The 24,785-nt window shown below is 67.6% G+C and carries 27 protein-coding genes and 1 pseudogene; 11 read left to right on the top strand and 17 right to left on the bottom strand.

Translation table 11 applies throughout. The features are described from left to right. The first annotated feature begins 239 nt into the window (after window positions 1-239). The 5 genes from IB236_RS05870 to IB236_RS05850 all read left to right on the top strand — a co-directional run bounded on the left by IB236_RS05870 (window position 240) and on the right by IB236_RS05850 (window position 3,617). Window positions 240-656: a YciI family protein gene (locus IB236_RS05870; RefSeq protein WP_192419390.1), complete on the top strand. Its 417-nt coding sequence runs from the start codon at window positions 240-242 to the stop codon at window positions 654-656. A 26-nt stretch (window positions 657-682) separates the two neighbouring features. Further along, complete coding sequence (locus IB236_RS05865) at window positions 683-1,219, top strand: SRPBCC family protein (RefSeq protein ID WP_192419388.1); 537 nt, start codon at window positions 683-685, stop codon at window positions 1,217-1,219. 75 nt (window positions 1,220-1,294) lie between these two features. Then, the gene (locus tag IB236_RS05860; RefSeq protein ID WP_192419386.1) at window positions 1,295-1,702 is read left to right on the top strand and encodes a VOC family protein; all 408 of its coding nucleotides are present in this window, start codon (window positions 1,295-1,297) and stop codon (window positions 1,700-1,702) included. A 46-nt stretch (window positions 1,703-1,748) separates the two neighbouring features. Continuing rightward, window positions 1,749-3,041: an RNA polymerase sigma factor gene (locus IB236_RS05855; protein WP_192419384.1), complete on the top strand. Its 1,293-nt coding sequence runs from the start codon at window positions 1,749-1,751 to the stop codon at window positions 3,039-3,041. Between the two features lie 48 nt (window positions 3,042-3,089). After that, on the top strand, window positions 3,090-3,617 hold the full coding sequence (locus IB236_RS05850) for a GFA family protein (protein ID WP_056742542.1): 528 nt from the start codon (window positions 3,090-3,092) through the stop codon (window positions 3,615-3,617). Window positions 3,618-3,639: 22 nt separating this feature from the next. On the opposite strand, the gene IB236_RS05845 is transcribed toward IB236_RS05850, so the two are convergent. The 4 genes from IB236_RS05845 to IB236_RS05830 form a co-directional block, all read right to left on the bottom strand. Further along, a complete protein-coding gene (locus IB236_RS05845; protein ID WP_082564842.1) occupies window positions 3,640-4,137 on the bottom strand; it encodes a ribonuclease HI family protein in 498 nt (165 codons plus the stop codon). Then, the gene (locus IB236_RS05840; RefSeq protein ID WP_056742544.1) at window positions 4,134-4,397 is read right to left on the bottom strand and encodes a DUF3297 family protein; all 264 of its coding nucleotides are present in this window, start codon (window positions 4,395-4,397) and stop codon (window positions 4,134-4,136) included. The genes IB236_RS05845 and IB236_RS05840 overlap by 4 nt, the downstream gene beginning before the upstream one ends. 78 nt (window positions 4,398-4,475) lie before the next feature. After that, window positions 4,476-5,057, bottom strand: a complete 582-nt coding sequence (locus IB236_RS05835) for an NnrU family protein (RefSeq protein WP_056742546.1) — start codon at window positions 5,055-5,057, stop codon at window positions 4,476-4,478. Between the two features lie 281 nt (window positions 5,058-5,338). Beyond that, window positions 5,339-5,950, bottom strand: a complete 612-nt coding sequence (locus IB236_RS05830) for a PolC-type DNA polymerase III (protein ID WP_056742547.1) — start codon at window positions 5,948-5,950, stop codon at window positions 5,339-5,341. 157 nt (window positions 5,951-6,107) lie between these two features. Between IB236_RS05830 and IB236_RS05825 the strand changes: the two genes are divergently transcribed. Together IB236_RS05825 and IB236_RS05820 are read left to right on the top strand one after the other, a co-directional pair. After that, complete coding sequence (locus IB236_RS05825) at window positions 6,108-7,529, top strand: serine hydrolase (protein ID WP_056742550.1); 1,422 nt, start codon at window positions 6,108-6,110, stop codon at window positions 7,527-7,529. Window positions 7,530-7,588: 59 nt separating this feature from the next. Beyond that, window positions 7,589-8,620 (top strand): M28 family peptidase, encoded by a 1,032-nt coding sequence (locus IB236_RS05820; RefSeq protein WP_056742552.1) that lies wholly within the window; start codon window positions 7,589-7,591, stop codon window positions 8,618-8,620. A 33-nt stretch (window positions 8,621-8,653) separates the two neighbouring features. Here IB236_RS05820 and IB236_RS05815 read toward each other — a convergent pair whose 3' ends face one another. The 5 genes from IB236_RS05815 to dinG form a co-directional block, all read right to left on the bottom strand. Beyond that, window positions 8,654-9,931, bottom strand: a complete 1,278-nt coding sequence (locus IB236_RS05815; RefSeq protein ID WP_192419383.1) for a PHB depolymerase family esterase — start codon at window positions 9,929-9,931, stop codon at window positions 8,654-8,656. Window positions 9,932-9,989: 58 nt separating this feature from the next. After that, window positions 9,990-10,415 (bottom strand): hypothetical protein, encoded by a 426-nt coding sequence (locus IB236_RS05810; protein ID WP_056742556.1) that lies wholly within the window; start codon window positions 10,413-10,415, stop codon window positions 9,990-9,992. Window positions 10,416-10,712: 297 nt separating this feature from the next. Then, complete coding sequence (locus IB236_RS05805; RefSeq protein WP_099731664.1) at window positions 10,713-11,216, bottom strand: pyridoxamine 5'-phosphate oxidase family protein; 504 nt, start codon at window positions 11,214-11,216, stop codon at window positions 10,713-10,715. Between the two features lie 148 nt (window positions 11,217-11,364). After that, window positions 11,365-11,721, bottom strand: coding sequence for a zinc ribbon domain-containing protein YjdM (locus tag IB236_RS05800; RefSeq protein WP_056743179.1), 357 nt, complete (start codon window positions 11,719-11,721; stop codon window positions 11,365-11,367). A 62-nt stretch (window positions 11,722-11,783) separates the two neighbouring features. After that, window positions 11,784-13,946: an ATP-dependent DNA helicase DinG gene (gene dinG, locus IB236_RS05795; protein ID WP_192419381.1), complete on the bottom strand. Its 2,163-nt coding sequence runs from the start codon at window positions 13,944-13,946 to the stop codon at window positions 11,784-11,786. Between the two features lie 163 nt (window positions 13,947-14,109). Between dinG and IB236_RS05790 the strand changes: the two genes are divergently transcribed. Further along, window positions 14,110-14,409, top strand: coding sequence for a hypothetical protein (locus IB236_RS05790; protein WP_192419379.1), 300 nt, complete (start codon window positions 14,110-14,112; stop codon window positions 14,407-14,409). A 71-nt stretch (window positions 14,410-14,480) separates the two neighbouring features. Here IB236_RS05790 and IB236_RS05785 read toward each other — a convergent pair whose 3' ends face one another. The 4 genes and pseudogenes from IB236_RS05785 to IB236_RS05770 form a co-directional block, all read right to left on the bottom strand. Further along, a complete protein-coding gene (locus IB236_RS05785) occupies window positions 14,481-15,167 on the bottom strand; it encodes an HAD family phosphatase (protein ID WP_192419377.1) in 687 nt (228 codons plus the stop codon). A gap of 86 nt (window positions 15,168-15,253) precedes the next feature. Continuing rightward, window positions 15,254-17,122 (bottom strand): radical SAM protein, encoded by a 1,869-nt coding sequence (locus IB236_RS05780; RefSeq protein ID WP_192419776.1) that lies wholly within the window; start codon window positions 17,120-17,122, stop codon window positions 15,254-15,256. Between the two features lie 130 nt (window positions 17,123-17,252). Next, window positions 17,253-17,831, bottom strand: coding sequence for a gamma carbonic anhydrase family protein (locus tag IB236_RS05775; RefSeq protein WP_056056860.1), 579 nt, complete (start codon window positions 17,829-17,831; stop codon window positions 17,253-17,255). A gap of 210 nt (window positions 17,832-18,041) precedes the next feature. Continuing rightward, window positions 18,042-18,656: pseudogene (locus IB236_RS05770) on the bottom strand (TetR/AcrR family transcriptional regulator); the annotation flags it as partial. A gap of 152 nt (window positions 18,657-18,808) precedes the next feature. Between IB236_RS05770 and IB236_RS05765 the strand changes: the two are divergent. After that, window positions 18,809-19,918 (top strand): MBL fold metallo-hydrolase, encoded by a 1,110-nt coding sequence (locus tag IB236_RS05765; RefSeq protein WP_192419373.1) that lies wholly within the window; start codon window positions 18,809-18,811, stop codon window positions 19,916-19,918. A gap of 16 nt (window positions 19,919-19,934) precedes the next feature. Here the strand turns inward: IB236_RS05765 and IB236_RS05760 are convergent, their stop codons facing one another. Further along, complete coding sequence (locus tag IB236_RS05760; RefSeq protein WP_192419371.1) at window positions 19,935-21,386, bottom strand: PLP-dependent aminotransferase family protein; 1,452 nt, start codon at window positions 21,384-21,386, stop codon at window positions 19,935-19,937. Between the two features lie 97 nt (window positions 21,387-21,483). Here IB236_RS05760 and IB236_RS05755 point away from each other — a divergent pair, with 97 nt between their 5' ends. Together IB236_RS05755 and IB236_RS05750 are read left to right on the top strand one after the other, a co-directional pair. After that, window positions 21,484-21,963, top strand: a complete 480-nt coding sequence (locus IB236_RS05755; RefSeq protein ID WP_192419370.1) for an OsmC family protein — start codon at window positions 21,484-21,486, stop codon at window positions 21,961-21,963. 1 nt (window position 21,964) lies between these two features. Next, window positions 21,965-22,600 (top strand): FMN-binding negative transcriptional regulator, encoded by a 636-nt coding sequence (locus IB236_RS05750; protein ID WP_192419369.1) that lies wholly within the window; start codon window positions 21,965-21,967, stop codon window positions 22,598-22,600. Between the two features lie 118 nt (window positions 22,601-22,718). Here the strand turns inward: IB236_RS05750 and IB236_RS05745 are convergent, their stop codons facing one another. From IB236_RS05745 to IB236_RS05735, 3 genes are all read right to left on the bottom strand, one after another. Next, window positions 22,719-24,122, bottom strand: coding sequence for a homoserine dehydrogenase (locus IB236_RS05745; RefSeq protein WP_192419368.1), 1,404 nt, complete (start codon window positions 24,120-24,122; stop codon window positions 22,719-22,721). A 122-nt stretch (window positions 24,123-24,244) separates the two neighbouring features. Continuing rightward, window positions 24,245-24,394: a hypothetical protein gene (locus IB236_RS05740; protein WP_156358827.1), complete on the bottom strand. Its 150-nt coding sequence runs from the start codon at window positions 24,392-24,394 to the stop codon at window positions 24,245-24,247. A gap of 101 nt (window positions 24,395-24,495) precedes the next feature. Then, a complete protein-coding gene (locus IB236_RS05735; RefSeq protein WP_116748437.1) occupies window positions 24,496-24,741 on the bottom strand; it encodes an ATP-binding protein in 246 nt (81 codons plus the stop codon). Window positions 24,742-24,785 lie beyond the last annotated feature (44 nt).

The raw sequence follows: 24,785 nt of genomic DNA, 5'->3' as shown, positions 1-24,785 counted from the left end.
TCTTTACAAATTGTATCGACCAGGGGTTGCAAAACCCAGTGCGGGCGCTCAGTAGTCTCCCTATGGCGGCCCCTCACCCGCCCCGCGCGCCAACCGCCCAGGATAGGTGTTAACCCTGGTTCCGCCCGGGCTTGCACATCCGTATGTCGATTTCGGGCGCTCCCATTCGTCGTCACTGTGAAGCACCTAGCAAGGACCGTCGGCGCTTCCGCATTTTTTACTACCCTGAGGAGAACCCCATGCGCTTCATGATCATCATCCAGGCCACCGCCGAATCCGAGCAGGGCTGCCAGCCGACCGCAGCCCTGATGACTGCGATGGCCCGCTACCACGAAGAACTCGCGCGGGCCGGCGTGCTGCTGGACGCCAGCGGCCTGCAGCCGTCCGCCAAAGGCTGGCGCGTGGGCTACAGCGCCAGTGGCACCCGCACCGTCACCGACGGCCCGTTCACCGAGACCAAGGAGCTGATCGCGGGCTACACACTCATCCAGGTGCGCAGCCGCGACGAGGCGCTGGAATGGACCCGCCGCTTTCCCAATCCACGCGGCGAGGGCCTGGAAGCCGAGATCGAAGTGCGCCAGCTCTACGAAATGGAAGACTTTGCCGGGGTGGATGGCGTCGAACAGTTCCGCGACCTCGAAGCCCTGCGCGGCTGATGCCCAGCGTGAAGGACAACATCCCCATGATCAAGACCATCGCCTTCGTGCTGCTGGCGGCCCTTGCGCTGCTGCTGGCGTTTGCCGCCACCCGCCCCGACACCTTTCGCGTGGAGCGCAGCCGCGTGATTGCGGCACCGCCCGAGCGGGTGTACGGGCTCATCCACGACCTGCGCCAGTTCAACACCTGGAACCCGTATGAACGCAAAGACCCGGCCATCCAGGGCCAGTACAGCGCCGCCACCAGCGGCCCCGGCGCTCGCTACGCCTGGCAGAGCGACAAGGTGGGCGTGGGCAGCATGGAGATCGTCGAGGCCACTGCGCCACGCCGCGTGGGCATGAAGCTCGACTTTGTGAAGCCCTTCGAAGCCCACAACCAGGTGGAATTCACCCTGCAGCCCGAAGGCACAGAGGCCACCCGCGTCACCTGGGCCATGCAGGGCCCCGTGCCCTACCTGGCCAAGATCGCCCACCTGGTGTTCAACATGGACCGCATGGTGGGGCAGGACTTCGAGGACGGCCTGGCCAACCTGCAGGCAGTGGCGCAAAAGCCCGCAACGTGAACGCCGCCCACCGCCCCTCCACCTTTGCCAAACCCTTCGTTTCCCATTACCGTCCTCACCCTTCAGGAGTCCGTCATGCACCAACAGATTTTTGTGAACCTGCCCATCGAGAACATGGTCCGCTCGCAGGCGTTTTTCCGCGCGCTGGGCTACGAGTTCAACCCCCAGTTCACCAACGACCAAGGCGCCTGCCTGGTGGTGGGCGAGAACCTCTTCGTGATGCTGCTGGTCAAGAGCTTCTATCAAACCTTCACCGACAAAACGATTGCCGACGCACGCACCACGTCGGAGGTGCTGGTGTGCTTCTCGTGCAGCAGTCGCGAAGAGGTCGATGCGCTGGTGGACAGGGCCGTGGCTGCAGGCGGCACCACACCGCGCCCGGCGCAAGACCTGGGCTTCATGTACTCGCGCAGCTTTGACGACTTGGACGGCCACACCTGGGAGTTTGTGCACATGGTGGATGCCAGCAAGGCGCTGGGCTGAGAACCTGTGAATGAATGCGCCGGATTCATTCACACCTTTTGATCGCGTGAAACCTTCTGCCCTGCCCGACCGCGATGCCCTGCACCGCAGCATCGACTCGGTGTGGCGCATCGAGGCCGCGCGCATCATTGCCAGCGTGGCGCGCATGACGCGCGACGTGGGCCGGGCCGAGGAGCTGGCGCAGGACGCCCTGGTGGCCGCGCTGGAGCATTGGCCCAAAGACGGCCTGCCCGCCAACCCGGCCGCGTGGCTCATGACGACCGCCAAGCGCCGCGCCATCGACCACCTGCGCCAGCAGGCGCTGCACCAGCGCGAGCACGAGGCACTAGGCCATGACCTCGAAGCGCTCGAGGCGCAGTACGCGCCCGATGTGGTGGACACCCTGATGCACGCCGAGCAGGACGACATTGGCGACGACCTGCTGCGCCTGATCTTCACCGCCTGCCACCCCGTGCTGCCCACCGAGGCGCGGGTGGCGCTCACGCTGCGGCTGCTGGGCGGCCTCACCACGGCCGAGATCGCGCGCGCCTTCCTGGTGCCCGAGCCCACCGTGGCCCAGCGCATCGTGCGTGCCAAGCGCAGCCTCACGGCCGCGCAGGTGCCGTTTGAAGTGCCCGGGGCGGCCGACCGCGCGCCGCGCCTGGCCTCGGTGCTGGAGGTGATCTACCTCATCTTCAACGAAGGTTATGCCGCCACCGCGGGCGACGACTGGATGCGCCCCGCGCTGTGTGGCGAAGCCCAGCGCCTGGTGCGGGTGCTGGCCAGCCTGGCGCCCGACGAGCCCGAGGTGCAAGGCCTGGTGGCCCTGCTCGAAATCCAGGCCTCGCGCCTGCCCGCACGCACTGATGCACAAGGCCAGCCCGTGCTGCTCATGGACCAGGACCGCGCGCGCTGGGACCACCTCCTGGTGCGCCGGGGCCTGGCCGCCCTGGACAAGGCCGAGCAGCTCGCGCGCACCGGCAAACCCTGGGGGCCGTATGCATTGCAGGGCGCCATCGCGGCCTGCCACGCACGCGCCCGGCAGGCGCAAGACACGGACTGGCCCCACATCGTGGCGCTGTACGACGCATTGCTGCAGGTGGCGCCCTCGCCCGTCGTAGCGCTCAACCGCGCTGTGGCCGTGGGCATGGCCGAAGGGCCCGCAGCCGCGCTGGCGCTGGTCGATGCCCTGGCCGACGACCCCCTGCTGCGCCACTACCACTGGCTGCCCAGCGTGCGCGGCGATCTGCTGGCCAAGCTGGGCCGGGGGGCTGAAGCGCGGGCCGAGTTCGAGCGCGCGGCCAGCCTCACCCGCAACGCGCAGGAAAAGGCGCTGCTGCTGGCCCGCGCCTGCGGCTGAAGGCCGGTGTTGTGCCCACCCTCACCCCGCTGCAAGGACACCACCCTCATGCCCCACCCTGCCCCTGAATACCCGCTGGAAGGCGGCTGCACCTGCCGCCATGTGCGCTACCGCCTGTTGGCTCCCCCACTGTTTGTGCACTGCTGCCACTGCCGCTGGTGCCAGCGCGAAAGCGGCGCGGCCTTTGCGCTGAACGCGATGATCGAGGCCGACCGCGTGGAGCTGCTCGCAGGCACCCCGTCGATGGTGCACACCCCGTCAGAAAGTGGCCTGGGCCAGCAGATCGCGCGTTGCCCGCGCTGCCAGGTGGCAGTCTGGAGCCACTACGCAGGCGCGGGGCCCGTCATGGCGTTTGTGCGCGTGGGCACGCTGGATGCGCCCGATCACCTGCCGCCCGACATCCATATCTTCACGGCCTCCAAACAGCCCTGGGTGGTGCTGCCGCCGGGGATACCCGCCGTGGCGGAATATTACGAACGCGAAGGGTTGTGGCCTGCGCAAAGCATCGCCCGTCGCCAGGCGGTGCTGCCGCGCATCCAGGCCTACCGTGCGGCTGCAGGGCTCGACCCGGCCTGACGGCGTGTGCCGGGCGGGGGGCTCAGCGCCGGCGGCGCTTTTTGATGGTCTGGCCTTGCGGCGTGGCGGCCTTGGGTGCCAGCCCCAGGGCGGCGCGGGCCAGCGTATCGGCCGCGCCATTGCGGTGGCGGGGAATCCACTGGACCTGGGCTTGTGGGAACTGCCGCAGTGCCTGGCGTGCTTCTTCAAACAGCGTTGCCAGCCGCGCGATCGGTGCCGTGGGATGGCCGCCCAGCTGCTGCACCAGCACGCTGTTGTCGCTGAACACGTGCACTTGGGTTGATGTGGCAATGCCCTGCTGCGCGAGCCACTGCAGCGCCAACATCAGCGCGCGCAACTCGGCCTCGTTGTTGCAGCCGGTAAAGGTGGTGGCTTCGGAGATCTGGTGCCGCACGGTCCCGTCGGGGCCGGTCAGCACGGCCCCCAGGCCCATGCGCCCCGGGTTGGGCCAGGCACTGCCGTCGCAGTGGATCACCCAGGCACCAGGGGCGAGCGGCGCGGCCGCCCGTGCAGCGGTCACTTGTAAAAAGCTTCGACCGTGCCCTTGATCTTGATGAGCAGCGGCTGGCCCTTGCGGTCCACCGTCTTGCCGGCGGGCACCTTCACCCAGCCTTCGCTGATGCAGTATTCCTCCACATCAAAACGCTCCTTGCCGTTCAGGCGGATGCCGATGTCGTGCTCGAACACGGCGGCCACATGGTGCGGGCTGCGGGGGTTGACCGACAGGTGGTCGGGCAGGGGCGGCTGGGCGGGGGTGTTGGGGGTGGTGGCTTCGGTCATAGAGGTCTCAGCGAGAAAGGAGAAAACGCAAAGCGCGGATTCTCCGGCATTTGGGGTGCTGGCCTTCCCAGCGTTCGATCATCGCCCCAGCGGCGCCACGCCGATCAGCCACGCATGGCCCCAGAACGCAAAGCCCGCCCAGGCTACTGCACCCACCACCACAGCCGCCGCCGTGCCTGCAGCGCTGCCTGCCGCGTACACGGTGCCCTGCGCCCGGTCGCGCTGGCGCGCGGCGCGAAAGCTCAGCACCGCCCACAGCAAGAAGCTGCCAAACAGCAGCACGTCGGCCAGGTTGCCGTTGGACAGCAAATGCGCCAGCGCCCACACCTTCACGCCCAGCACCATGGGGTGGTGCAGCCGGGCCTTGAGGGCATTGCGCGGCACATAGGTGGCGGCGAGCAGCACAAAGGCGATCAGCGTCAGCAGCGCTGCGGCGTGCCGCATGCCGATGGGCGGCACCCACAGCACCACCGGCTGCTGCCGCGCCAGGCCGTAGCCCCAGACGATGAATGCCAGGCCCACGGCCGACACCAGCGAATACAGCCCTTTCCACGGCATCTCGCCCAGGCGCGCCCGCGTCTGCGTGCGCCAGCCATCGGCCACGATGCGCACCGAGTGCACGCCCAGAAACAACACCAGTCCCAGTACCAGATACCCCATGGCCAAGCCTTTCATGTCGTCGTGAACAGGTTGTGAGGACGAAGGCGGGGCCGCGCCATCGGTGGCACAGCCCCATCGCGCAGGTCCTGGTCGATTATCGGCAGAGCAGGCCCTGCACTTGCCGCGCCAGTGCTTGCTCGGCCCCCACGGCCGCACGCTCTGAAGAGCGGTCGCCAACTCTGGTTTCAAGTCAAAAGTGCAGCAAGCGCTAGTGAATCATGCCCTGATAGCTATCAATTTAATAGTAAACATACTGCTGTATCGCCAGCAGGAAGGTGGGGTCAGATCCCCGCATGCTGCGCCAGCAGCGCCCCCACCTTGGGCTTGGCGCAGCGCTGCAGCGTTTGCAGCAAGGCGTAGCTGGGCTCGGCCACCCGCCAGCGGGTGCGCAGGTCGTGCTGCATGCGGGCCAGCAGCGCAGCGGCCATCTCGGCATCGGCCAGCGCCCGGTGGGCCTGGCCCGTGCGCGGCAGGCCGTGGTGGTCCACCAGCGTGCCCAGCTTGTGGCTGGGCGCCTCGGGGTACAGGCGCCGCGACAGCAACACCGTGCACGCAAACGGCTGCGGTGCAGGCAGCCCGGCCAGCGCCAGCTCGGCCTGCCAGAACTTGCTGTCGAACGATGCGTTGTGCGCCACCATGGGCGCATCGCCCACAAAACGCGCGGCGTCCTGCATCACCTGCGCCGCGTCGGGCGCGGCGTTCACCATCGCGTTGGTGATGCCGGTGAGCTGGGTGATGAAGGACGGAATCCACACCCCGGTTTTCATCAGGCTCTGGAACCGGTCCACCACCTGGCCGCCTTCCAGCAGCACGATGGCCACCTCGGTCGCGCGCGCGCCCTGGCCGGGCGAGACGCCGGTGGTTTCAAAGTCGATGACGGCGATGGGGGGCATGGGCTTGCGTGCGAAAAGGAAGGATTGTGCCGCCGCACCTGCGCGCCATCCTGCCCGCCATCCTGTGCGCCCTTGGGGCCTGTGTGTCCACGTGTCATCCAGGCGTGTGGCCTACACTGCCCCACCCCGTTTCTGGATGCATGGAGCCGAGCAACCCATGAAGAACCACACCACCCAACCCGCCTGGCTCCACGCCGCCCTGGACTACCTGCCGCAGTGGCTGGACCTGCAACTGGAGCGCTACCGCCAGCCCGGGTGTTCCGTGGCCATTGCACGCGGCGGCGAGACCGTGGCCGAGCTGGCCCTGGGCGTGGCCGACATGCGCACCCACCAACCCCTCACGCCCCGGCACCGCCTGCGCATCGCGTCGCACTCCAAGAGCTTTACGGCAGCGGGCGTCATGCTGCTGCGCGAGCAGGGAAAGGTCGGGCTGGACGACCCCATTGGCCGCTATGTCGATGGCCTGCACAAGGACCTGGCCCGGGCGCGCATTGGCGAGCTGCTCTCGCACAGCGCGGGCGTGACGCGCGACGGGCCCGATGCCGGCCAGTTCCTCGACCGGCGTCCATATCTCTCCCGCGCAGAGCTGCTGGCGGATCTGCGCCACAAGCCGCCGCTGGAGACGGGGGTGCAGCTCAAGTACTCGAACCACGGCTACGGCCTGCTGGGGCTGATGATGGAGCAGGTCACCGGCACGGAGTACGCCAGCTGGATGGTGCGCCACGTGATCGATGCTGCGGGCCTGCAGGAAACCGTGCCCGACATGCCGCGCCTGGCCCGGGGCGCCCCGATGGCCGTGGGCCACAGCAGCGAGTTTCCGTTCGGCCAGCGCCTGATCGTGCCGGGCGACAACCGTTGCGACGCCATGGCCCCGGCGGCCGGGTTTGTGTCCACCGCGTCGGATGTGGCCCGCTTCTTTTCGCAGCTGGCGCCAGACAGCCAGCGCAGCATCCTGTCGCCCGCCAGCCGCCGCGAGATGGCGCAGCGCCGCTGGCGCGACCCCTGCAACCTGTTCGAGTCCCACTACGGCCTGGGCACCATGCTCAGCGCGCCGGGCCCGCGTGAATGGATGGGCCACACCGGCAGCCTGCAAGGGTTCCTGTCACGCACCGCGCGCTACCCCGCGCTCGACTTGACGGTGACGGTGCTCACCAACGCGCAGGACGGCCTGTCCACCGAGTGGGTGGAAGGCATTGCCAGCATCCTGTTTGCGTTCCAGCAGCATGGTGCGCCGGGCAAAAAGGAAGCCGCCTGGGCGGGGCGCTGGTGGAGCCTGTGGGGCGCCAGCGACATGGTGCCCATGGGCAAGGTGGTGTGCCAGGTGGTGCCCGCCATGTTCGTGCCGTTCAACGCCGCCACCACGGAGCTGGCCATCACCGGGCGCGACAGCGGCGTGGTCCAGAAAGCCTCGGCCTATGCCAGCCCCGGCCAGCCGGTGCGCCGCGTGCGCGATGCCAGCGGCACCGCCACCGAGCTGTGGGTGGGCGGCACCCAGCTGTTGCCCAAGGACGCCATGGTGGCTGAGGCCACCCGTCGCTATCGCAAGGCGCGCCCGCGTCGCAGTGATCCATCAAAGTGACGGATGCACTCGGGGCATGTGCTTGGTAACAGGCACGCAGTGCCGATGAATACAACGCTATGAGAATTTCACAGATCGCCCTGCGCCTGGGGCAAAGCCTGCTGCGCATCACCGGGGCCCTCGCCACCGTGTTGGGCCTGCTGCTGGCGGCCATCCTGGCAGTCACCACCATGCCCGGCAGTTCGCACCGCGGCGCGCTCCTGCCCGCCACCGCAGAGCAGCAGGTGCTGGCACAGCAATTGCGCCAGCATGTGGCCGTGATTGCAGCGCAGGAACACAACACCCAGCACCCTGCCGCCCTGGAGGCCGTGGCGACCTATCTGGAGTCGGAACTGGCGTCGTACGGTTACCGAGTCCGGCGTGACGAGTTCAAGGCGCGCGGTGTGGCGGTGCGTAACCTGGAGGTCACGGTGCCCAGCCAGAGCGCACCGGGGCAGCGGCTGGTGGTGGTTGGCGCCCACTACGATTCGGCGCACGAAACGCCCGGCGCCAACGACAACGCCACGGGCACCGCCGCCGTGCTGGCACTGGCCAAAAGCCTCAAGAACCTGGGCGCCTCCGCGCAGGCGGACGTGATGTTTGTGCTCTACACCAACGAAGAGCCGCCCTTTTTCAAGACCCCGCTGATGGGCAGCCAGGTGCACGCCCAGGCCTTGTTGGCTCGTGGGGCGCCCGTGGTTGCGATGCTGTCGCTGGAGACCATGGGGTACTTTTCCAGCGCCGAAGGGTCGCAGAAGTACCCCTGGCCCCTGAACCAGTTCTACCCCACGCAGGGTGATTTCATCGCTTTTGTGGCGACGCCTGGCGACCTGGGGTTGGTGCGAAAGGTGGTGCGGTCCTTTCGGTCCCACGCGGCGCTTCCGTCCGAGGGCATTGCGGCGCCCCGCTTCATCCCCGGCGTGGACTATTCAGACCATGCGGCCTATCTCGACGCGGGCTATCCCGCGTTGATGGTGACCGACACCGCCCCTTATCGCTATCCCCACTATCACACCGGCCAGGACACTCCTGACCAGTTGGATTTCGACCACCTGGCTCGCGTGGTTCAGGGGCTAGAAGGTGTTGTGCGCGATCTTGCACACCGGCCTTAGCGCATCGAAGACCGAGCGGACGCGTGTGGAGAGTCAATGCCTCGCAGCGCGCGGATGCTCCAGAAAAAACCGCAGCATCTCCTGCGTGGCGTCCACGCCGCACGGGTCGGTGTGGCTGCCGCCCGCGTGCCCACCAGCCCACGCGTGCCCTGCGCCGTGCAGTACCCAGTGTTCTGCCACCACCGTGCCAGTCAGTGCGCTGGCCGACGGGGCGCCACCCGCCACGGTGTAGACCTTGCGGGTGTAGCTTTGGCCACCACGGGACTGGCCCTGGTGCACGGTCTCCACCGTCGTCTGGCCGTCACCTGGGGCTGTGGCCAGTGTTGACAGCGTTGCCTCGATGAGCTGTTCACCGTTGTGTGCATGTACGGTGGTGTCGGCATCGCCGTGGAACACGATCACCGGTGGGGGTGGCAGGGCTGGGGCGTCAGCGGCATGGTGGGTCGCCGCACCGGGTTTGGCCCCATTCTTCATCGCCGACAGTGCGGCCATCACGTTGTGCGCGGCACCCGCCTGCAGGCCTGAGTGCACGCCCACGGCCGCAAACAGGTCGGGGTATTCGCGGCCCAGCAGTGCGGCCATGGCGCCGCCGGCGGACAGGCCCGCCACGTAGACGCGTTGCGCATCCACCGGGTGGCGCGCCATCACATCCCGCAGCATGGCCACGATCAGCGCGGGCTCGCCGCTGCCCCGGTGCTGGTCGCCGGGGCGAAACCAGTTCCAGCAGCCGTTGGGGTTGGCGCTGTGGGGTTGCTCGGGGTACAGCACCAGGGCGTTGGCGGGCGCGGCTGCGTCGTTCATGCCCGTGCCAGTCGCAAAGTCCACCGGGTTCTGCGTGCAGCCGTGCAGCATCAGCACCAGGGGCATGGGGGTGCTTGCCGTGGCGCCCGGGGGCACGTACAGGTGGTAGTGGTGCGGGTTGTGCCGAGCGCCCGGGTGGGTGAAGGCCACGCGGGTGAAGCTGCCGGCGGGCTCCGCCAGCGGGTGGTGGCTGGCGGCGGTGCGTGGTGTGGTTGTGGGCTGTGCCTCTGCGGGCGGAGCGTGGGTGCTGCGGTCGATGACCACGGCGTCTTCCACCTCTTGCGCGGTGTGGGCACTGCGCCAGCGGGGGGCGTTCCCTGCCGTGGGTTCGGGCTCGGGTGCGTGCAGCGGGGGGGCGCTTGTGATGGCGGGTGCGGGAGGGGGGCCATGGCGCGCCACGGCCTCGCCCAGGGTTTGCTGGATGGCCCGCGTGGCGTCGGCCAGCTGGCCGCTGCGCACCAGCTGGGTGGCTTCGCCCATCAGGCGCTTGAGGTTCAGGTTCCAGTCCATGGGGACTCCTTGGTGGTGGGTGCGGGCACGGGCGACGCGCTGCGGTCTGTGTACGGATTCAATGCATGCGCCCGGCCAGTGCGGCCTTGACGGCCGTACTGGCGTGGAACGCGCCCAAGACCGTCACCGAGGCGATCGTGGCCTGCGCCAGTGCGGGCGGCACGTCGTCGTCGATGCTGGCCAGGCCCAGCACACGGATCTCCAGCGCCTGGCCTGCCGCCAACACGGCCTCCAGATCGGCCCGGCCAAAACGCTGCAGTCCCAGCACAAGCATCTTGCGGGCCACCACCTGGCGCACCGCGTCGTTCTGGGCGGTCAGCTGGTTGCGGATGGCGGTGCGGATGAAGTCGGTGCGGTTGGCGTAAAAGCCTTCGGACACCAGCAGGTCAATGTGGCCCAGGTCCACAAAACCGAGGTTGATGGTGACCTTCTCGGACTCGGGCACCTTGCTGCGTGCGGGGGCGGTGGGAACCAGGTTGCTCATCAAGCACACTCCAAAGAACATCCAGACAGATGGTGTATGGATGGAATATGGATGGTGTTTGGCTGCTTTGCAAGAGCTGCCCAAAAAGAATGGGGCCTACGGGCCCCAGGAGGTACTGCATGCGTTCACTGCCAAAATAGTAGCAAACAAGCCATGTTTCCGTAGCGCTAGCGCCTGGTTTTGCCTGAAATTTGCCCCGGGGACCTGCAGGATGGCGGTGCAGATGCTGCACCGTCCTGGTGAACGGCGCTGAACTCACACCCTGCAGGCCGATCCCGAGGGATCGTCCACAGGCGCTCAGAACAGCGTGAGTTCCTTGTGTTCACCCAGGCTGCGCGGCGGCTCGCCAGTGAAGGCCGCCTTGGCCATCTGGAACAGTTGCACCATCTTGCTCTCGTCCACGTTCCAGTATTCGGCGTGGCGAACGCGCACCACCAGCAGTGCCAGGTCCGGGTCGGTCGCTCCGCCAGGGAACCACGCCTTGGCCATGGGCGACCACAGGGCTTCCTTGAGCGCGCGGTCGTCCACAAAACGCGCCTGGCCTGACACGGACACATAGCGGTCCTCGCCCGGGTCGGCGTACGACACATTCACCTCGCCATCGGTCAAAAGGCGTTCGTACAGCTCGCCCGACTGGGAGATGAAGAAGTAGAGCTCGGCCTGTTCATCGAGCTGCCGGTTTTGCGTGGTGAGCGGGTGCGCGTGCAGCATGCCTGTGGACGTGCGGTGCGTGAGCATGCCAAAACGGATGTCCTTGATGAGCTTCCACAAGGTGTCGTGGGCGGGGGAGTTGGGGTGCATGGGGCCTCCAGCAGGCGGTAGGGAATCAATCGAAGAGTGCGGGCACTGCAATCGATTGACTCTAGGCACCATGGGGCGGCCAGGGCGTCGGCGGGGAACGCCGATGCCTGTGGGCGGTTGTCTGACACAGGGGCGCCGCCCTCCTCCATCAGGCCTTCTTCAAGAACTCCGACTTCAGCAGCATGCTGCCCAGGTCCGTCTTGCAGTCCACGTTGTGGCCATCGGCACCATCCACCAGGCGGATGCTCTTGATCTTGGTGCCCTTCTTGAGCGTGGACGACGAACCCTTGACCTTGAGGTCTTTCACCAGGATCACCGCGTCGCCGTCGGCCAGCGGGTTGCCGTTGGCATCCCGGACGATGCCGTCGCCTGCATCGGCGTCGGCGTCCGCTGCATCGGCCACCTGCGGCCATTCAAAGGCGCAGTCGGGGCACACATAGTTGCTGCCATCCGGGTAGGTGTTCTCCTGGCCGCACTGGGGGCAGGCGGGAACGGTGTGGGGCATGGTGGGGTCCTCTCTGTCGTTGTTGTAGTGGTTGTGAAATGGGTGCGCAAAGTGTCGCCGCTTCACAGCGGCGCGCGTTGCTCCAGCGCAAACGGCGGCAGCCCTTTGAGCAGCCGCTGGCCGTAGCTCGTGCGCGTCAGGCGCTTGTCGTAGCAGTACACATGCGCCATGTCTTCTTCGGTGCGGATCGCGCGGCCCACCCATTGCGCCAGGCGGATGGCGGTGGCGGGCACCACCAGCTCGCTGAAGGGGTCGCGCCCCACGGCGCGCAGCCATTCGGCGCGGGCCTCGCCCACGGGGTCGTCGGGCGGGGCAAAGGGCAGCTTGGTGATGAAGACCGATTCGCACAGCCGCCCGGGCAAATCCAGCCCCTCGCCAAACGACTGCATGCCGAAGATGACCGAGGGCTCGCCGTTCTCCACCCGCTCGCGGTGGCGGCGCAGCAGCTGTGTGCGCGGCAGCGCGTTCTGCACCAGCACCACGCTGCGCATGGCGGTGGGCAATGCATCCACGGCCTGGCGCATCTGCTCGCGCGAGGTGAACAACACCAGTGCGCCGTATTCCACGCGGGCAATGTCGTGCAGCAGCGCATCGACCATCTCGGTGGTGAACTGCGCGGCGTTCTTGGGGTCGGCGCGGGTTTCGGCGGCAATCAGCGTGCCTTGCGCAGCGTAGTTGAAGGGGCTGGGCACCTCCAGCGTGGTGGTGGCCTCGTCGCCATGCAGGCCCGCCTCGCGCAGAAAAAAGTCAAAGTGCCCGCAGCTGGTGAGCGTGGCCGATGTCAGCACCGCACCGCGCACCGCGCTCCACAGGTGGTTGCGCAGCGTGGTGCCAGGCAGGATGGGGCTGGCATGCGCCTTGACCACGATGAAGTCGCCATCCACCTCCAGCGTGAACCATTTGGCTGCCGGCACCGCGCCTTCGGGCGCGTCCTGCAGCAGCAACTGGGCCGTGGCGTGCAGCTCTTCCAGGCGTGGGGCCAGCATGCCGATCTGAGCGTACAGCGTGGACAGGCGTTTGGCCTCGTCGGGCTTGTCGCGCATCTCGGCGCGCAGGGCTTTGCTGATGGCGCGCAGGGCATCGAGAAAGCCCTCGGCACTGGCGGCCAGCAGGCCCAGCGGGGCAATCAACTGTTCAGGCAGCTCGCCCCGTGGCACGCGCACACGCGCCGGGCCCCAGGCGCTGGGCTGGCTCTTGAGCTGGGCGCCGTACACATCCATCACGATGCGCGCCAGGTCCTGCAGCGTCTGCCGCAGCTGGGCCGAGTGTTTGGGGATGTCGGCAATCTCTTCGACCTCCAGCAGCGCACCAATGCGCAGGCCCCGACTCGACAGCCGCTCGATCCAGGTGATGCGCGACAGGTCCATGCTGCAAGCAAACTGGTCGAGCGCCGTGGCGGGCAGGTGGTGGGCTTCGTCCAGCACCAGGAGGCAGTTGTCCAGCTCGGGCAACACGCGCGCGCCCAGCGATGAAAGCAGCAAATCGTGGTTGGCCACGATCACCTGCGCACCCACCAGCTCTTTGCGCTTGTCGTAGTAGGTGCACTGGCTGAAAGCCGGGCAGTGTTTGCCGGTGCACGATGCGCCCTCGGCTGCCACGGGGCTCCACACCTCGGGCTCGGGCGGCGTGTCCAGGCTGTCGCGGTCACCATCCCAGGCGCCTTTCGACAAGGTTTGCGCCATCGTCGAATAGAACTGGATGCGCGCCTCGGTTTCGTGCCGGGGGCGCTTGGCGCGGGCGGCCGCTTCCTCCTCGGCAAACAGGTCGTCTTCGCCCTCTTCCTCCGCCTCGCCCGTGCCCGCCAGGCGGTCGAGCTTGAGCTTGCACACATAGCGCCCGCGCCCCTTGGCCAGCGCAAACTTGAAGGGCTGGGGCAGCAGTGCGGCCAGCGCGGGCAGGTCCTTGTTGACCAGCTGTTCTTGCAACGCCACCGTGGCGGTGGAGATCAGCACCCGCGTGCCGCGCGACAGCGCCAGCGCAATGGCGGGTGCGCAGTACGCCAGCGACTTGCCCACACCCGTGCCCGCCTGGATGACGGCAATGGAGCGCTTGGGCGCCGCCTCGCCACTTTCTTCATCCACCTTGCCCAGAGTGGCGCTGCTGAACGTGCGTGCTACCTGCTGCGCCATCAGCCGCTGGCCAGCGCGGCTGCGAAAACCCTCGGTGGCCGACACCACCGCATCGAAAGATTCAAGGGCCTGTGCGGCCCACACCTGTTGAGACATACAGTAGTGTCGCATGGCTTGGGGGGCCCGCCACGCCAAGGGCGTGTGTGCGCCGTCTCCATCGCCCGTCGGTTAGATGGCCTCTGGGCCTACACGGCGACGAGGGGGGCGTTTTTACGATCCACAGGACGGGACCCGTTGCGGTCCCCATCCAGGAGACCCCATGCCCCGCAACACCAACCCCGACGAACCCACCCCCGCCCCCACCGGCCCAGAACCTTCCGTCGACACCACCAAACGCCAGGCCCCCGGCCCCGACACGCAGGGACCGCTGAAGGCGGGGCAGTCTCCCGCGAAGGAAGAAAAGCCCAAGCTGCCCCACGAGCGTGACGAGTCGGTGGACATGACCCATGGCAAGCCCGACGCGCAAATCGAGCAGGCCTACCGTGATGTGCAGCGTGGGTTGCAAGACACCGATCGGGGGCCACCGGCCGACAAGGCTTACCAGAAGCAGAAACAGTAATTGCTCTGAATTTGGTGGCTGATTGCGATTTGCCGACGAGCAAGGCGGTCGATGGGCTCGTTTTCTGCCGTCTACGGGGCTGGAAACCAGTGTGGGAGATGGTCGTGTGCCAGCACCAGCGACTCCAGCACGCCGTAGCTGCGCTCCACCACCTCGGCGCCCGGCCGTTTGAGGTCTGGCACGATCACCACGGCCACCCCGGCTGCTTGCGCCGCGCGCGCACCGTTTTCGCTGTCTTCAAACGCAAGGCACTGGATCGGGTCCACACCCAGGCGCGCTGCCGCCAGCAGATACAGGGCCGGGTCGGGTTTGCCGCGCGGCACCTCGTTACCACCGGCCCAGGCGTGAAAGTGCTGCAGCACGCCTACCCTGGCCAGGCGGTGTTCGATCTCGTCGCGCCGCGAGGACGAGGCCACCGCACAGGGCACTCCCGCTTGCCGCAGCGCCTGCAGCAGCGATGCGGCGCCGGGTTTGAGGGGGAACAGCGGCGCTGGCCCGCCGTCCGATAGCCGCGCGGCCACATCGGCCCGCACCAGCTCAAAGACACCGGGCCCACCCAGTAACTTCGTGAGCATCGCATCAGAGTCGGCAGACGCACGCCCTACCACCTGCAGGTAGTCGACCTCTTCCAGCGCGATGCCCCGCGCCTGTGCGGCGTCGATCCATGCGCGCTGGGTCACACGCTCGGAATCCACCAGCAGTCCGTCCATGTCGAAGATGGCGGCTGTGAAGCGAAACTGGCGGAGAGTCAGGGGCATGCAAATGCTCTGCTATTGATAGCTTCTAGCGCCTAATAAATAAGCGTTAGCAGGTAATTTCATTCAGTTATTCGCACCGCCAACGCTTACCCCCGCTCGCGCAGCGCGCGCTCGATCCGGTCGCGCCGCACCGTCGTCTTGGGCACCTTGAACGGGAACCACGTGCGTACGTCTTCTTCCAGACCGATGCCGTGCATGTAGTTGTAGATGGCCTTCTTGAGCGCGCCGCCCAGCGCGTCGTGGTCGACGCCCGTGGGGTCGATGAAGGCCACGTCGTTCTTGGCGAAGTCGCCGGGCGGCAGCGGTGCCAGCGTGACGCCGTATTCCTCGGGGTTTTTGCCGACGGGCGAGTGCACGGTGCAGGCAAAGCGGTGGAAGAACCCGCTCTGGATGCAGCCGTTGGCGAACAACTGGCGCACGTATTCGAGCGCGTCCACCGTGTCCTGCACCGTCTGGGTGGGAAAGCCGTACATCAGGTACGCATGCACCAGGATGCCCGCGTCGGTGAAGGCCCGGGTCACGCGCGCCACCTGGTCCACCGACACGCCTTTTTTCATCAGCGTGAGCAGCCGGTCTGACGCGACTTCGAGCCCGCCCGAGATCGCAATGCAGCCGCTGTCGGCCAGCAGCTCGGCCAGGTCGGGGGTGAAGGTTTTTTCAAACCGCACATTGCCCCACCAGCTGATGCCTGCGTTGCGCGCAATCAGCTCGGTAGCCAGGGCCTTGAGCGCCTTGGGCGGCGCCGCCTCGTCCACAAAGTGAAAGCCGGTTTGCCCCGTCTCGCGCACGATCTGCTCGATGCGGTCGGCCAGCACGGCGGCGCTGGCGCCTTCGTAGCGGCTGATGTAGTCCAGGCTCACGTCGCAAAAGCTGCACTTCTTCCAGTAGCAGCCATGCGCCACGGTGAGCTTGTTCCAGCGCCCGTCGCTCCACAGGCGGTGCATGGGGTTGAGCATGTCCAGGAGCGATAGATACCGGTCCAGCGGCAGGCCATCCCAGGTGGGTGTTCCCACCTCGGCAAAGGCGATGTCGGCTTCCATCATGTTGATGTACTGCACCGCTCCATCGTCACCGCGCACGAAGGTGCGCACCAAGCGCTGGCGGCCGCGCTCGCCGCGCAGGTGTTCCAGCAGCGCCAGCAATGGGCGTTCGCCCGCGTCCAGCGTTACGTAATCAAAGAAGTCGAACACACGCGGGTCGGCCAGTTCGCGCAGCTCGGTGTTCACAAAGCCGCCGCCCAGCACGGTGGCGATGTGCGGGTGCCGCGCCTTGATGGCCTGGGCAATGCGGAACGCCGCATACACGGACCCCGGGAACGGCACGGACAGCAGCACCACGCTGGGCTGGTGCTTGGCAATCGCTTCGTGCGTGAGCTGCTCCAGCAACTCGTCCACCAGCGTGGGCGGCGCAGCGAGTGCTTGGGCCAGCGGGTCAAACGTGGGCTGGCTGCCCGCCAGCGATTCGGCATAGCGCACAAACTCAAAGCGCTCGTCCACCGCGTCGCGCAGCACATCGGCCAGGTCGTTCAGGTACAGCGTGGCCAGGTGCTTGGCCTTGTCCGTCAGGCCGAGCGCGCCAAAGGCCCAGCCCAGCGGGTCGCCGCCTTCGTCATCCACATACACATCCAGCGTGGCAAAGCGCGGGCCCTCGGGCAGGTAGTTCCGTCCCACGATGCGGTGCGCCAGCGTGCTGTCGCGGCCTTGCAAGAAGGCAATGGCGGGGCCGATGGTGGCGAGGTAGCGGTCCTTTTGCGCCGCAAAACTTTGCACGGCGGGGCTCTGCTTTTTGGCGGGCAGCGCATCCACCTGGGCCGCCACCGCGCGCAGCCCTTCGGGCGAGAGCAGGCGCAGCACCAGCGCCAATGCCAGGTCTTCCTGGAACGCCGTCACCCCCCGCGAACGCAGAAAGCCCGTGAGGTAGGCGGTGGAGGGGTAGGGCGTGTTCAGCTGCGTCATCGGGGGGATGACGGAGAGGACGCGCTGGGCGGGTGAGGCTGGGGCGACGGCAGACATGGTGGAAACAGGCAATGGGGCGATGCGGTGCCGCCGCAGGGGTCGTGGAACCCCCGATTATCCCGGCCCGGCTTTATCCCTGGTGGGCGGGGGGCGCCGGGGGCGCCGCAGCCGCGTGGTATGTGCCCTCCAGATAGTTGTTCTTCACCCGCACATAGTGCTCGGCTGAATATTTCAGGTACGCAATCTCTGCATCGGTGAGCGCGCGCTGGCGCACCGCAGGGCGGCCGATGTAGAGGTACCCGCTCTCCAGCACCTTGCCGGGCGAGACCAGGCTGCCTGCGCCCAGCATCACGCGGTCTTCGATGATGGCGTCATCCATCACGATGGAGCCCATGCCGATGAGGCATTCGTTGCCGATGCGGCAGCCGTGCAGGATCACCGAATGGCCCACCGTGACGTAGTCGCCGATGACCAGCGGCGAGCCTTCGGGCTTGCTGGCGTTGCGGTGCGACACATGGCCCATGGTCAGGTCTTGCACGTTGCTGCACACGCCCACGGTGATGCGGTTCACATCGCCGCGCAGCACGGCGTTGCACCACACCGAGCTGTCGCGGCCCAGCGTGACGTCGCCGATGACCTGGGCAGAGTCGTGGATGAAAACGCCGGTGTCCAGGACCGGGGCGGTGTCGAGGTAGGGAGCGAGGGGCATCTTGGTGTCAGGCTGCGTGGAAAGAACGGGCGAGCGTAGTGCAAATCGCACCTCACGCCGGTTTGCTGGCCAGGGTGGTGGCGTGGGTCAGCGCGCTGGGGCGCGGCGAGGGGCAGGTTTCGCAGAGGTGGCAACAGGGGCTGCCGCTGCCTTGCCCGTGCTTCCAGCCTGGGTTTTTTTTACGGGGGCCTTGGCCTCATGGGTGGGCGCGGCGTAGAACCCCAGAAACATGTCCACCGCATCTCCCACTACTTGCGCTTGCTGTGCGGCGCTCAAGGGTGGCTGGCCCATGGCCAGCTGGGGCCAGAACGCAAATGCCTTGACCATGCCCTGCAGTTGCTGCGCGGCATAGGGCACATCCATGGTGGCGCGCAGGCGGCCATCCTGCTGGGCCGCGCGCAACCAGCGCGGCAGGCCCTCTTCCTTGGCCGAGAGCTTGGCGGTGATGCCGCGCGCGCGCTCGGGGGTGTGCATCATGTCGGCCATGGCCACGCGGCTCAGGTCGATGAAGCTCGCGTCGTTGAGCAGGCGCATCTTTTGCGCCAGCAGCTCCAGCAGCTGGTCGCGCAGCGGGCGCGTGGGGGTGTAGGCCAGTTCGTCGGGTGACTGGCTGCGCTCCCACATCAGCAGCAGGATGGCTTCGAACAGTTCTTCCTTGCTTGGGAAGTGGTTGTACACCGTGCGTTTGGACACATCCGCCGCTGCGGCCACGCGGTCCATGCTGGTGCCGTTGAAGCCGTGTTCGCGGAACTCGCCGATGGCGGCCTGCACGATGGCATCGCGCTTGCGGTCGGTCAGGCGAGGGGTGGGCTGAGAGGCGATCATGCGCAAATTTTACACCGGGTAGTTTACTTTTATAAAAAGTGAACTACACTGTGCAGTGTAATTTCTATGTCGCAGATCCGGTGTCACTCTCCATCGCCCGCCGCCGCCGTCTGCTCCCGGCACTTTGTGTCGCCTTCGTTGTACTGATCGCCATGGCCTACAGCCTCTTTTCCCGCGCCGCCCAGCCGGTGGCCGCCTATGAACAGTCGCCGCAGTTTGCGGGTGGCAAGTTTCGCAACGTGGCACCCCGCCATGCGCTGGGCGCCCTCAAGACGCTGCAGGTGATGTGGCGCTTTGCCACCGGCAAGCCCTACGACTCGGTGCCGCGCCAGCCCGTGCCGGTGTACGCCGTGATGCGGTCAGACCTGCTGGCCGCGCCCGACCTGAGCCTGTGGCGGCTGGGGCACTCCACCCTGCTCTTCAAGATCAACGGCCAGTTCTGGCTGACCGACCCGGTGTTTTCCGAGCGCGCCTCGCCGTTCCAGTTCCTGGGCCCCAAGCGCTTTCACGCGCCGCCCATCACGATTGACGAGCTGCCGCCCATCACCGGCGTGATCCTGTCGCACGACCACTACGACCACCTGGACTACGCTGCCATCCAGAAACTCGCGCCCAAGGTGGAGCACTTCATCACGCCGCTGGGCGTGGGCGACCGGCTCATCGGCTGGGGCGTGCCTGCGGCCAAGGTGCAGCAGTTTGACTGGTGGCAGGGCACCACCATCGGCGGGCTGCAGCTGGTGGCCACGCCTGCGCAGCATTTCTCGGGCCGGGGCCTATCGGACGGCAACAGCACGCTGTGGGCCTCGTGGGTGCTGATCGCGGGTCAAGGCGCTGACCAAGTCCGCGTCTTCTTCAGTGGCGACACGGGCTACTTCGACGGCTTCAAGGCCATTGGTGAGCGGTTCGGACCGTTCGATCTGACGCTGATCGAAACGGGCGCCTACAACGCCGACTGGCCCGACATCCACATGCACCCCGAGGAGAGCCTGCAGGCCCATCTGGACGTGAAGGGGCGCCATCTGTTCCCCATCCACAACGGCACGTTCGACCTGTCGCTGCACCCGTGGGTGGAGCCGTTCGAGCGCATCACCGCGCTCGCGGCGGCAGCGCAGGTGCCGCTGGTGGCGCCCATCATGGGCGAGCGGCTGGACATCCGCGCGCCCGCGCTGTCCACGCACTGGTGGCGCAAGGTGGAGCCGCAGGCTGTGGTTCAGACGGAGGGCCTTGGCACGGCCCTGGCCCCGCAGCCCGGCGCGTGGTGAAGCACCAGCGCCCGCATCACCGCTGACGCACGAGGCCGCCCACCACGCGAGCGGCCGCGCGGATCTCTGCATCGTCAAACCCCGCATAGCCCAGCAGCCAGCCCCGGCGCGCCGACTGCATCGCATAGCGCGACAGCGGCGCCAGCATCACGCCCGCCGCCAGCGCCTGGCGGCTCAGGGTTTCGTCGTCGGTGCCGGGTGCCACCTCGTGCAGCAGCTGCATGCCGCGATCGCTGGTGGCCAGTTGCCAGGCGCCGTTGCTGGCCTCGGCCAGTGCGGTGCGCAGCGTGTGCTGCCGCTGCAGGTACAGCTCGCGCATCTGCCGCAGGTGGCGCAGCAGGTGGCCTTCGGCAATGAAACGTGCCAGCACCGCCTGGGTGTCGCCCGGTGCATGCCGGTCGGTGATGGCGCGGGCCATGGCAAAGGCCTCCACCAGCGCGGGCGGCACCACCACAAAGCCCAGGCGCAGGCCGGGGTGCAGCGTCTTGCTGAAGGTGCCCACGTACAGCACGCGCTCCGAGCCCGGCAGGCTGCACAGGGCGGGCACGCGCTGGGCCTTGCCATCGTTCTTGCCGTACTGGAACTCCCCGTCGTAGTCGTCCTCAACCACCCAGGCGTCGTGCGTGCGCGCCCACTTCAGCAGCGCCTGCCGTCGCGCCAGGCCCATGCACACGCCGGTGGGGAACTGGTGCGTGGGTGTGACGACGGCCATGCGCGCGTTCGGCCATTGCGCCGCAGCGGTGTCGATGCGCAGGCCGTCTCCATCCATGTCCACCGGCCGCGCCAGCGCGCCGTGGCCCAGCAGGCTGGCGCGGATGCCGGGGTAGCCGGGGTCTTCCACCAGCACCTCGTCGCCCACGTCCAGCAGCAGCCGCGCAATCAGGTCAATGCCCTGCTGCGAGCCCGAGCACACCACCACCTGCGCCGCATCGCAGCGGATGCCGCGCGAAGCCCACAGCCATTGCGCCACGGCCTGGCGCAGGTCGGGGTCGCCAGCCGGGTCCAGGTACTGCGCGCGGTGGCTGCGCTGGCCTGAACTGGCCTGGCGTATCAGGCGGTCCCACAGCGCAAACGGAAAGGTGGCGACTTCGGGCGCGCCAATGCGAAACGCCTTGGCCGCCGCCAGGGGCGGGCGCCAGCGCGCCGCCGTGTCGGCTATCAGCTGCCCCCGGCGCGACAGGCCCCGGGGCGGCGCCACCAGGCCTTGCGGGGCAGGCAATGTGGCGGCCACGGCCTGCGACACATAGGTGCCGTCGCCCACGCGTGCTTCCACATAACCCTCGGCCTGCAGGCGCTGCACGGCCCACAGCACGGTGTTGCGCGACACGCCCAGGCTGGCCGCATGCTCGCGCGAGGGCGGCAGGCGGGTGCCTGCGCGCAGGCTGCCCTGCTCGATGGCGCGGCGCAGTTGCGCATACACCTGCTGGCGCAGGGTGGCGGTGGTTCGATTGGCTCCGGGGCTGGGCACAAATTGGCCCTTTCAATATGGGAATGTACTCATAAACTGAAGAGCCATTGTAGAAACCCGGGCCCCCTAACGGGTCCGATCCTCTTGAAAGCACCCCATGGCCGAGCACACCGCCACCATCACCTGGTCCCGTGGCACCGACGACTTTCTGGACAAGCGCTACCACCGTGCCCACACGTGGCAGTTTGACGGCGGCGCCACCGTGGCCGCGTCGTCGTCGCCCCATGTGGTGCCGCTGCCGTACTCCGACGCGGCGGCGGTGGACCCGGAAGAAGCCTATGTCGCCGCGCTGTCGAGCTGCCACATGCTGTGGTTCATGGACTTCGCCAGCCGCGCGGGCTACCGGCTCAACCACTATGCCGACGCGGCCGTGGGCACCATGGCCAAGAACGCAGAGGGCCAGCTGGTGGTCACCCATGTGCAGCTGAGGCCCGTCACGCGCTTTGACGCGGCGCACGCGCCCAGCGCTGCCCAGCTGGACGACCTGCACCACCGCGCCCACACATCGTGTTTTCTGGCCAACTCGGTCAAGACGCAGATCGACTGCGCCCCGGTGCTTGAAGTGGAAGGGGGCTGACATGGCCAACCCCAACCGGCAGTTTCAGGTGGCCGATGCCGCTGCCCAGCAAGCCCTGGTACGTGCCCAGCCTTTGGCCACGCTGGTCATTGCGCACGAAGGCGCGCAACACGTCAATCACATCCCGCTGTACCTGGACCCGGCGCGCGGCCCGCAGGGCACGCTCATCGGCCATGTGGCGCGCGCCAACGCGCTGTGGCCGCTGTTGCCCCAGCAGGCGGTGGCGGTGTTCCACGGCCCGCAGGCCTATGTGTCGCCCTCGTGGTATCCATCGAAAGCCCTGGACGGCAAGCAGGTGCCCACCTGGAACTACGCCACCGTGCACGCCCACGGCGCTTTGAGCGCGTTTGACGACCCCACACGCCTGCGCGGCATCCTGCACACCCTGAGCGAGCAGCACGAGGCCCACCGCCCCGACCCCTGGCGCATCGACGACGCGCCGCCCGACTACATCGACAAGCTGCTGCGCGCCATCGTGGGCATCGAGCTGGCGGTGGAGCGCTGGGAGGGCATCTGGAAGGTGAGCCAGAACCGCACCGATACCGACCGCGCCGGCGTGGTGCAGGGCCTGATGGCGGAAGGCACCAGCGCGGCCGAGGACATGGCCGCGCTGGTGCTGGGCCGGTTGATGGCGTGATGGCTGCGACCGGAAGGGACTATCAAAATTGATAGCATCCCAGGCATGATGCACTAGCGCTACCGCTACCGCCCGTTTTGGCGCCAAAACCTCGTGATAACACGTTTTCAGGAGCACTTCACCCTTCCAGCGTCTCCACCCGCAGCGTGACCACCGGCCCCGCCACCGCAGGGTGCGCCGCCAGTGCAAACACGGCCAGGTCCACCGTGGACTGCGCCACGGCATCGGTCAGCACCAGCACCTGGGGGCTGCTGCCGGGGGGCAAGGCCTTGTCATGCGCCAGTGCCACCTGCAGCACGGGCACGTGCTGCGCAGCCAGCCAGGCGCCCACGGCCTCGATCTGCTGCGCGCTGTGCACCGGCACGCGGAGGTAGTGGCGGGTGTGCACGGCCGCGCGGGGCAGTACTGCCAGTTGCTCGTCCACGGCCTGGGGGTGGAAGCCCAGGTGCGGCACGCGCTGCGCCGCATGGGTGCCATCGAGCCGCGCCACATCCACCAGGTCCGCAATCACGGCCGACGCGGTCTGCTCCGACCCCGCACCCGCGCCGTAGTACATCGTCACGCCCGACGCATCGCCCTTGACCATCACGACGTTCATCGACCCGTTCACATGCGCCAGCAAATGCGTGGCGGGCACCAGCGCGGGCTGCACGCGCAGCTCCACCCCCTCCACATTGCCTTCCGAGTCACCCTCCTTGCGCCGCTTGGCCACGCCCAGCAGCTTGATGCGAAAGCCCAGTTGCTCGGCGCAGGCCACGTCCAGGCCCTGCAGTGCGGTGATGCCCTCCACCTGCGCATCGGCAAACCGCACCGGCATGCCAAACGCATTGGCCGCCAGCAGCGAGATCTTGTGCGCCGCGTCCATGCCTTCGATGTCGAACGTCGGGTCGGCCTCGGCGTAGCCCAGCGCCTGGGCTTGCGAAAGCGCTTCGGCAAAGCCCACACCCTCGTCGCGCATCTTGCTCAGGATGAAGTTGGTGGTGCCGTTGATGATGCCCGCCACCCACTCGATGCGGTTGGCCGTGAGGCCCTCTCGCAGCGCCTTCACGATGGGGATGCTGACCGCCACCGCGCCTTCGTACGCCACGGCCACGCCGTGCTGGCGTGCTGCGGCAAAGATCTCGTTGCCATGCTCGGCCAGCAGCGCCTTGTTGGCCGTGACCACATGCTTGCCCGCACGGATGGCGGCCAGCACCCAGTCGCGTGCGGGGCCGGTGCCGCCCGCGGCCTCCACCAGCACATCCACGTCGGGGTGGGTGGCGACCTGCATGGGGTCGTTGGTCAGCGCCACGTCCTTGCCCACCACGCTCATGGCGCGGGCCAGGCTACGGGCGCAGACCACCACCAGCTTGATGCCGCGGCCCGCACGGCCCGCAATCAGCGCCTGGTTGCGCGCCAGCACGCGGAAGGTGCCTGCGCCCACGGTGCCAATGCCAATCATGCCCACGCGCAGGGGGCGCATGGCCGTGGCGGACGACGGCAACAACGGGGCTTCGAGGGACTGGACGGGATCGCGGTACATGGACTTCTCCGGCTAACGAACAAACAAAAAAACCCAGCTGCCAGAGCTGGGTTTCGTGCATTCGTCTTGGGGGAGAAGAGAGCGATCACCAGGTGGCTGCCGAAACGGCCACCTGCGCGTGCTCAGGTGGCCGCGGTGGTAATGGTGGTAATCATTCGTGCACCCAGTGCCCGCTGTTCACCATTGGCCCGCGTGAGTGCGGGCGGCATCATGCCCATGCCTTGGAAGGCAGCGGCGCGTGCGGTGGTGATGGGGAGAGAGGTGAACGACATGAAGGGCGCAGTGTACCGGATGCAGGCCGGGGCCTGTCAACCTGCCTGTACGCGCTTATGCGCATTTGTGTGCGCTTGTGTGAGCCTGTGGCGCAACGGCCTCACCGGGCCTGGGTGGCCGCCACCCGCACCATGCGGATCGCATCGAACGGGCAGCGCACCGCACACAGCGCGCACCCGGTGCAGCCGGGCGCATCGTGCAGGGTGGAGCACTTGGGGCCCCAGGGCCCCGTGCCTAACACCTGCAGCGACAGCACATGCGGCGGGCACACCGCAATGCACCAGCCGCAGCCGGTGCAGCGCTGGGGGTCGATGGTGGGCAGGGCCTTGGGGGTTGTGGTGGTCATGGGGTGCGGTGGTGCTGGCAGTGTGCCCCTGGAGCGGGCTCCCC

This window comes from Acidovorax sp. ACV02, from assembly GCF_014851475.1.
GTDB classification, from domain to species: Bacteria; Pseudomonadota; Gammaproteobacteria; order Burkholderiales; family Burkholderiaceae_C; genus Acidovorax; species Acidovorax delafieldii.
The sequence above is the reverse complement of the archived record's forward strand: the minus strand, read 5'-3'. Positions and strand labels throughout refer to the sequence as shown.